The organism is Mycobacterium sp. 1465703.0 (genome assembly GCF_001672975.1).
Classification (GTDB): domain Bacteria; phylum Actinomycetota; class Actinomycetes; order Mycobacteriales; family Mycobacteriaceae; genus Mycobacterium.
This window is the reverse complement of sequence record NZ_LZKU01000004.1, coordinates 1-7,955: the sequence shown is the minus strand read 5'-3', so window position 1 is coordinate 7,955 and position 7,955 is coordinate 1. Positions and strand designations below refer to the sequence as shown.

General features: G+C 63.6%; 9 protein-coding genes. 3 read left to right on the top strand and 6 right to left on the bottom strand.

Translation table 11 applies throughout. The annotated features are described in order from the left end of the window. The coding region (locus A5625_RS00445) for a class I SAM-dependent methyltransferase (protein WP_197515895.1) at positions 1–159 on the top strand (159 nt) is incomplete at its 5' end. 60 nt (positions 160–219) lie between these two features. On the opposite strand, the gene A5625_RS00440 is transcribed toward A5625_RS00445, so the two are convergent. The 4 genes from A5625_RS00440 to A5625_RS00425 form a co-directional block, all read right to left on the bottom strand. Further along, complete coding sequence (locus A5625_RS00440; RefSeq protein ID WP_066988426.1) at positions 220–1,080, bottom strand: cyclopropane mycolic acid synthase family methyltransferase; 861 nt, start codon at positions 1,078–1,080, stop codon at positions 220–222. A 96-nt stretch (positions 1,081–1,176) separates the two neighbouring features. Further along, positions 1,177–2,040 (bottom strand): 3-hydroxybutyryl-CoA dehydrogenase, encoded by an 864-nt coding sequence (locus A5625_RS00435; RefSeq protein WP_064884002.1) that lies wholly within the window; start codon positions 2,038–2,040, stop codon positions 1,177–1,179. An 88-nt stretch (positions 2,041–2,128) separates the two neighbouring features. Beyond that, positions 2,129–3,415, bottom strand: coding sequence for an isocitrate lyase (aceA, locus tag A5625_RS00430; protein ID WP_066988425.1), 1,287 nt, complete (start codon positions 3,413–3,415; stop codon positions 2,129–2,131). A 280-nt stretch (positions 3,416–3,695) separates the two neighbouring features. Then, positions 3,696–4,490: an acyl-[acyl-carrier-protein] thioesterase gene (locus A5625_RS00425; protein WP_066988424.1), complete on the bottom strand. Its 795-nt coding sequence runs from the start codon at positions 4,488–4,490 to the stop codon at positions 3,696–3,698. A 160-nt stretch (positions 4,491–4,650) separates the two neighbouring features. On the opposite strand from A5625_RS00425, the gene ramB reads away from it, so the two are divergent. Together ramB and A5625_RS00415 are read left to right on the top strand one after the other, a co-directional pair. Beyond that, positions 4,651–6,075 (top strand): acetate metabolism transcriptional regulator RamB, encoded by a 1,425-nt coding sequence (ramB, locus tag A5625_RS00420; protein WP_066988423.1) that lies wholly within the window; start codon positions 4,651–4,653, stop codon positions 6,073–6,075. Further along, positions 6,072–6,632, top strand: a complete 561-nt coding sequence (locus tag A5625_RS00415; RefSeq protein WP_066988422.1) for a carboxymuconolactone decarboxylase family protein — start codon at positions 6,072–6,074, stop codon at positions 6,630–6,632. The genes ramB and A5625_RS00415 overlap by 4 nt, the downstream gene beginning before the upstream one ends. Here A5625_RS00415 and A5625_RS00410 read toward each other — a convergent pair whose 3' ends face one another. Together A5625_RS00410 and A5625_RS00405 are read right to left on the bottom strand one after the other, a co-directional pair. Then, a complete protein-coding gene (locus A5625_RS00410) occupies positions 6,633–6,914 on the bottom strand; it encodes a hypothetical protein (RefSeq protein WP_066988421.1) in 282 nt (93 codons plus the stop codon). A gap of 1 nt (position 6,915) precedes the next feature. Next, positions 6,916–7,955: NAD(P)/FAD-dependent oxidoreductase (locus tag A5625_RS00405; protein WP_066988420.1), on the bottom strand; the 1,040-nt coding region annotated here is incomplete at its 5' end.

Genomic DNA, 7,955 nt, shown 5'->3' with positions numbered 1-7,955 from the left:
GGCAACGGTTGGGCGGCCAATCTGGAAGCAAATAAGGACAGGGCGATCGCCATCCAGTCCCAAGAGGTCTACGACCGTTACATGCACTACCTGACGGGCTGCGAGAACTTCTTCCGCAGGGGCATCAGCAATGTGGGGCAATTCACATTGGTCAAGTAGAGCGAATCGAGTCAGCCCCGAACGGTGATCCGTTCGGGGCTGATTTGCTATTCGGGGCGGCTACTTTTCCAGCGTGAACTGATTGACGTCGGTGTAGGCCTGACGGAACAGCTTCGCGCAGCCGGTCAGGTACTTCATATAGCGGTCGTAAACCTCTTTGGACTGAATAGCCAACGCCTGGTCTCGATTCGCCTCGAGCGCCTCAGCCCATAGATCCAGCGTCCTGGCGTAGTGCAGGCGCAGCGACTGAACCCGGGTCAACTCGAAGCCCACCGTGACACCGTATTCGCCGACGGTCTGAGGCGTCGGGAGCCAACCCCCGGGGAAAATCTCGGCCAGGATGAACTGCGAGAACTGAACGATCTCATGGGTCAGCTTCATACCCTTGGCCCGGGCATCCTTGAACGAGGGCCGAACGATGGTGTGCAGCAACATCACTCCGCCAGGCGGCAGCGCGTGGTAGGCCATCTTGAAGAAGCGGCCGTAGCGTTGCCGGCCGAAGTGCTCGAACGCGCCGATCGACACGATACGGTCCACCGGCTCGTGGAACTTCTCCCAGCCCTCCAGCAGCACCCGTCGGGACCGGCTGGTGTCCATCTCGTCGAAGGACCTCTGCACGTGCTCGGCCTGGTTCTCCGACAGGGTCAGGCCCACGACGTTGACGTCATATTTCTCGATGGCGCGCCGCATGGTGGCGCCCCAGCCACAACCGATGTCCAACAACGTCATCCCGGGTTCGAGGTTCAGCTTCCCCAACGCCAGGTCGAATTTGGCGATCTGCGCTTCTTCGAGCGTCATGTCGTCACGCTCGAAGTAGGCGCACGTGTAGCCCATTGTGGAGTCTAGAAATAATGCGAAGAACTCGTCCGAGACGTCGTAGATGGACTGCGACTCCTCGTAATAGGGTTCCAATCCTGTCATGCTCGGCACAAACCTTTCGTCCAATTTAACCCGAGCATACTAACTGATACGTCAATAAGCCGGTCACCCAGGCACCGGTGAGTTATCGGGTGGTGCTCAGTAGGTGTAGAAGCCCTGGCCGGTCTTCTTGCCGAGCCGACCGGCCTCCACCATGCGCAGCAATAGCGGCGGTGGACCGTACTGGGGTTCCTTGAACTCCTCGAACATCTTGTCCGCGATCAGCTTTAGGGTGTCCAGCCCAACCAGGTCGGACAGCCGCAGCGGCCCCATCGGGTGCGACAGCCCGGCCACCACGGCCTTGTCGACGTCTTCGACGGTGGCGAAGCCGGCTTCCACCATGCGGATCGCCGACAGCAGGTATGGCACCAGCAGCGCGTTCACCACAAATCCGGATCGGTCGGAGCAGCGCACGACCTGCTTGCCTAAAACCGCGCTGGCGAATTCTTCGGTGCGCGCGGCGGCGGCGTCGTCGGTGACCAACGTGCTGACCAACTCGACCAGCGGCAGCACCGGGACCGGGTTGAAGAAGTGCAAACCCAGCACGCGCTGCGGGTTCTTGGTGGCCGCGGCGATCTTCATGATCGGGATGCTGGAGGTGTTGGACGCCAACACCGCGTCGGGGTCGGTGATGACGCGGTCGAGTTCGGCGAAAACCTGTGCCTTGACAGCGTCATCCTCGATGATCGCCTCGATGACCAGTTGGCGGTCGGCGAGGTCTTTCAGATCGGTGGTGAAGGTGAGCTTGCTCAGCGCCCGGTCGCGTTCCCGCTCGGTTACCTTGCCGGCGCTGACGCCGCGCTCCAGCGACTTCACGATCCGGTTGCGTCCGGCCGTGATGAGGGCCTCGGTGGTCTCGAAGACGGTCACGTCGACACCCGCGCGCACCGAGACCTCGGCGATGCCGGACCCCATCTGGCCGGCCCCGACAACCCCTACTCGCTGAATCGTTGCGTCACTCAATGTATTTCTCCGGTGTCGTATCGTCTTGCACCGCAATAGGCCCCGCCCAGACCTAGCTGGGCGGGGCCTACGCTACTTCATTTCATTCTCAGTGAAACTGGCCCTCTTCGGTGGAGCCGGTCAGCGCGGTGGTCGACGAGGTCGGGTCAACCGTGGTGGCGATGCGGTCGAAGTAACCGGCGCCCACCTCGCGCTGGTGCTTGGTGGCGGTGTAGCCACGCTCCTCGGCGGCGAACTCGCGCTCCTGCAGCTCCACGTAGGCGCTCATCTGGTTGCGGGCGTAACCGTAGGCCAGATCGAACATCGAGTAGTTCAGGGCGTGGAAGCCGGCCAGCGTGATGAACTGGAACTTGAATCCCATTGCCGCAAGCTCCTTTTGGAACTTCGCGATGGTGGAGTCGTCCAAGTGCTTCTTCCAGTTGAACGACGGCGAGCAGTTGTAGGCCAGCATCTGGTCGGGGAACTCGGCCTTGACGCCCTCGGCGAACTTGGCGGCGAGCTCGAGGTCCGGGGTGCCGGTCTCCATCCAGATCAGGTCGGAGTACGGGGCGTAGGCCTTGGCCCGCGCGATGCACGGCGCGAGACCGTTCTTGACCCGGTAGAAGCCTTCCTTGGTCCGCTCGCCGGTGATGAACGGCTGGTCGCGCTCGTCGACGTCGGAGGTGATCAGGGTGGCCGCCTCGGCGTCGGTGCGGGCGATGACGACGGTCGGAACGTCGCACACGTCGGCAGCCAGTCGGGCCGAGGTCAGGGTCCGGATGTGCTGCTGGGTCGGGATCAGCACCTTGCCGCCCAGGTGGCCACACTTCTTCTCCGAGGCCAGCTGGTCCTCCCAGTGCGATCCCGCCACACCGGCGGCGATCATGGCCTTCTGCAGCTCGTAGACGTTGAGCGCACCACCGAAACCGGCCTCACCGTCGGCGACGATCGGCGCCAGCCAGTTCTCCACCGAGGTGTCACCCTCGACCCTGGCGATCTCGTCGGCACGCAGCAGCGCGTTGTTGATCCGGCGCACCACCTGCGGCACCGAGTTGGCGGGGTACAGGCTCTGGTCGGGGTAGGTGTGGCCGGACAGGTTGGCGTCACCGGCGACCTGCCAACCCGACAGGTAGATGGCCTTCAGGCCGGCGCGCACCTGCTGCACGGCCATGTTCCCGGTCAGGGCGCCCAGCGCGTTGATGTACTCCAGGTCGTGCAGCTGCTCCCACAGCACCTCGGCGCCGCGGCGGGCCAGGGTGGCCTCCTCGACAACGGTGCCTTGCAGGGCGACGACGTCCTCGGCCGTGTAGGTCCGGGTGACATCCTTCCAACGCGGGTTGGTGTCCCAGTCCTTCTGGATCTGCTCGGCGCTCTTGGGGGTGCCAACGACAGACATTGGGCATGCTCCTTCACGATCTTCACTACTGAGTTGCTGGACGCCTCACCGGCGGTAGCTAGCGGCTCAACTTCACTGGTGTGCTAACTCGAAGATGGCACAGGCCATAGGGCCTGGTCCAGCCGTTTCAGTTGCCAATTTAAGCAACAGGAGCACGCGAATTTGTTAATCTTGCGAAGTTGCTAACTAACTTAACCGTTTCAGAAGCTACCCGCCAGTAACCCTAAAGCCGCAGGTCACGCCGGTAATTGACGGTGTTGTCGAAGATGGCCCGGTCGGGCTACCGAGCAAAGATCGCGGCGACGGCTTTCGCCTCGTCGCCGACCGCGTATGTGAGCGTTGTAACAGTGCGATCGGCCAGCTCGGCGCCGAATTGTTCGGTGGATCCGGCGGGGTGGACGTGGGAAATGATCTCCAGCTTGTCGCCCAGCGCCACCGGCGCCTCGTGCTCGATCGTGATGCGCAGCGGCGCTTCCATCAGCTCCAGGTGCGACGCCAGGTAGTCCTCGACCACGCTCCAGTAGACGGAGTTGTTCATGTGGTCGAACAGGTCGATGTCGGTGACCCGGACCGGAAACTCGTGGATCTCGGTCGCGTCGTCCCGGATTCCCGGCTTCAAATACGACTTCCACCGCAACCGGTCCACGGAGGTCGTCTTGTGCAGCCCCGCCAAGAAGTCGTCGGAGATGCGCGAAGGCATCTGCGTCTCGCGGTTGATGTTGATCCAGAACGCCTCGGACTCGATGAGCCCGCCCTTGCGTCCGTCGACGCGAACCCGCATCTCACACCACCGGTTCGAGGTGCCCGAACACCACCTGCGACAGCGCAGCATGTCCTGGAACTCGATCGGGCGGATCAGGTCAACCATGGTGCGGCGAACGATCCACAGCGGGTGGGTCTCCTCGAAGCCCATCTCGCGGAGCTGGTCTTGCCCGATGTCCTGAATGTGCCGGCACGCGGCGTCCAGCCGCAGCCGGCCCGTGCGATCGATGTCGGCCACCCGCAGCGGCCATTCGCGGTCGAACACATCGGGATGGCCGTCTGGCACCGGCATCAGTTGTTTATCCAGGCTCACGGCGTCGCTCCCCGTTCCTCCTCGTGGCTAACCCAGGCTAAGGCCTGCGGCGTCGGACGCATCATGCCAACGAGGTGCGTCGGATACCAATCCCGACGCGGCCCGTTTGCCCTGCCAACTCTGCGAACCAGATCTTCACAGGGCCGGTAGCCTCGGTGAAGTGTCCAAAACCTTCGTCGGCTCCCGCGTTCGCCAGCTGCGCAACGAGCGCGGGTTCTCCCAGGCCGCGCTGGCGCAGATGCTGGAGATCTCGCCGAGCTACCTCAACCAGATCGAGCACGACGTCCGTCCGTTGACGGTGGCCGTGCTGCTGCGCATCACCGAGGTGTTCGGGGTGGATGCGACGTTCTTCTCTTCCCAGGACGACACCCGACTGGTCGCCGAGTTGCGCGAAGTCACGATGGACCGGGACCTGGACATCGACGTCGACCCGACCGAGGTCGCCGAGATGGTCAGTGCCCACCCCGGGTTGGCCCGCGCGGTGGTCAACCTGCACCGGCGCTACCGGATCACCACCGCGCAGCTTGCCGCCGCCACCGAGGACCGGTTCTCCGACGGCAGTGGCAGTGGGTCGATCACCATGCCGCACGAGGAAGTGCGCGACTACTTCTACCAGCGGCAGAACTACCTACACGAGCTGGACACCGCCGCCGAAGACCTCACCATCAAAATGCGGTTGCATCACGGCGATTTGGCGCGGGAGCTGACCCGCCGGCTCACCGAGGTACACGGGGTGCACATCAACCGGCGGATCGATCTCGGCGACACGGTGCTGCACCGCTACGACCCGGAGACTAAAACGCTGGAATTCAGCAACCACCTGTCGTTAGGGCAGCAGGTGTTCAAGATGGCCGCCGAATTGGCCTATCTCGAGTTCGGCGATCTGATCGACACGCTGGTCGAGGAGGGCAAATTCACCAGCGACGAGTCACACACTTTGGCCCGGCTGGGATTGGCCAACTACTTCGCCGCGGCCACAGTGCTCCCCTACCGTCAATTCCACGATGTCGCGGAGAATTTCCGCTACGACGTCGAGCGGCTGTCGTCGTTCTACTCGATCAGCTACGAGACCATCGCGCACCGGCTTTCGACGCTGCAACGCCCGTCGATGCGCGGCGTGCCGTTCTCCTTCGTCCGGGTGGACCGGGCCGGGAACATGTCAAAACGTCAGTCCGCCTCCGGTTTTCACTTCTCCTCCAGCGGCGGCACGTGTCCGCTGTGGAACGTCTACGAGACATTCGCCAACCCGGGCAAGATCCTGGTGCAGATCGCCCAGATGCCCGATGGCCGCAACTACATGTGGGTGGCCCGCACCGTGGAACGTCGCGCAGCGCGGTATGGTCAGCCGGGTAAGACCTTCGCGATCGGCTTGGGCTGTGAGCTTCGACATGCTCACCGGCTCGTCTACTCGGAAGGACTCGACGTCTCGGGAGAACCTGGAACAGTGGCCACACCGATCGGCGTCGGTTGCCGGGTCTGCGAACGCGACAACTGTCCACAGCGCGCCTTCCCGGCGCTCGGCCGTGCGCTCGATCTCGACGAGCACCGCAGCACGGTGTCGCCCTACCTGGTGACCCAACCATGAGTGGCGCGACCGACGGCCGCATCCCAGCGGGACGGTTTCGCCAACTGGGACCGATCAATTGGGTGATCGCCAAGCTGGGTGCGCGCACCGTGCGCGCCCCGGAGATGCATTTGTTCACCACCCTGGGGCAGCGCCAATTGCTGTTTTGGACCTGGCTGGCCTACGGGGGCCGGCTGCTGCGCGGGAAGCTGCCCACCATCGACACCGAATTGGTGATTTTGCGGGTCGCGCATCTACGCGCCTGCGAATACGAGCTACAGCATCACCGCCGGATGGCCCGCAGGGCCGGGCTGGATGCCGAATTGCAGGCCGCGATCTTCGCCTGGCCGGAAAAACTGGACCCGGTCGAGGCACGCCTGACCGTGCGTCAGCAGGCGCTGCTGGCGGCGACGGATGAGTTCGTCAAGGACCGGACGGTCACTCCCGACACCTGGCGCCAGCTGGCCGCGCACCTGGATCGTCGGCAGCTGATCGAATTCTGTTTGCTTGCAAGCCAATACGACGGTTTGGCAGCAACGATGTCAGCGCTCGAAATTCCGCTGGACCATCCGCGCTAGTTACAGGTAGATGTCGACAAGGATGGCCAACGTCAGTATCACCGGCAGCACCGGAAGGGCGAAGGCGAACGCGGCCCAGGGCTGCTTGTCGCGCCGGCGTTGCCGCAAGCCCCACACCACCGCGCAGGCGCCGAGCACCACCGACGCCAGCAGCACCAGCGGACCCCACTGGCCGGCCGTCGCGTTGTCGCCGGGCGAAATGGCAAGCAACCACAGCACATAACCGGTCGCCAGGCCACCGACGGCACCCACGATGGTCTGGGGGGTGACGGTGCGCATCATCTCAGAAATTGATCATGTGCCCGGTCAGGCCGTGGAAGCATTCCTGCAGCGCCTCGGACATGGTCGGGTGGGTATGCACGTTGCGGGCCAGTTCGGTCGCGGTCAGGTCCCACTTCTGGGCCAGCGTCAGCTCCGGAAGCAGTTCGGAGACATCGTGGCCGATCAAGTGTCCGCCCAGCAGCTCACCGTATTTGGCGTCGGCGACCAGCTTCACGAATCCGGTGGGGTCGCCGACACCGTGGGCCTTGCCGTTCGCGGTGAACGGGAACTTCGCCACCACAACGTCGTGGCCGTCTTCGCGAGCCTGTTCCTCGGTGAGACCGAAGCTGGCGACGTTGGGCTGACAGAACGTCGCGCGCGGCATCATCCGGTAATCGCCGAGCGCCAAAGTCTCTGCGCCGGCGATGGTTTCGGCTGCCACCACGCCTTGAGCCTCGGCGACGTGGGCCAGCTGCAGCTTCCCGGTGACATCGCCGATGGCGTAGATGTGCTCGATGTTGGTGCGCATGTAGTCGGTGATCCCGATGGCCTTGCCGTCGGTCAGCGCGACGCCGGCCTTCTCCAGGCCGTAACCCTCGACGTTGGGTGCAAAACCGATGGCCTGCAACACCTTCGCGGTCTTGAGTTCTTGGGAGTTACCGCCCTTGCTGGCCACGACGGTCACCTCGGAGCCATTGTCGGAGATGGACTCGACTTTCGTCTCGGTGAGGATCTTGATGCCCAGCTTCTTGAACTGCCGCTCGAGCTCCTTGGACACCTCGGCGTCCTCGTTGGGCAGCGCGCGCGGCAGAAACTCCACGATGGTGACGTCGACGCCGTAGTTCTTCAGCACGTAACCGAATTCCATGCCGATGGCCCCGCATCCGGCGATGACGATCGACTCCGGCAGCTCACGGGACAGGATCAGTTCCTCGTAGGTGACCACGTTGGCCGACAGCGACGTGCCCGGAACCAGGCGGGTGCTGCTGCCGGTGGCGATGATGGCGTTGTCGAACGTGACCGTCTCGGTCCCACCGTCGTTGAGCTCCACCGAAATGGTGT

What these genes read in the sequence shown, in the direction of transcription:
- A5625_RS00415 (WP_066988422.1), top strand. Translation starts at nt 6,072, where the DNA reads ATGAGTGGCGCGACCGACGGCCGCATCCCAGCGGGACGGTTTCGCCAA.
- aceA (WP_066988425.1), bottom strand. Translation starts at nt 3,415, where the DNA reads ATGTCTGTCGTTGGCACCCCCAAGAGCGCCGAGCAGATCCAGAAGGAC.
- A5625_RS00410 (WP_066988421.1), bottom strand. Translation starts at nt 6,914, where the DNA reads ATGATGCGCACCGTCACCCCCCAGACCATCGTGGGTGCCGTCGGTGGC.
- A5625_RS00440 (WP_066988426.1), bottom strand. Translation starts at nt 1,080, where the DNA reads ATGACAGGATTGGAACCCTATTACGAGGAGTCGCAGTCCATCTACGAC.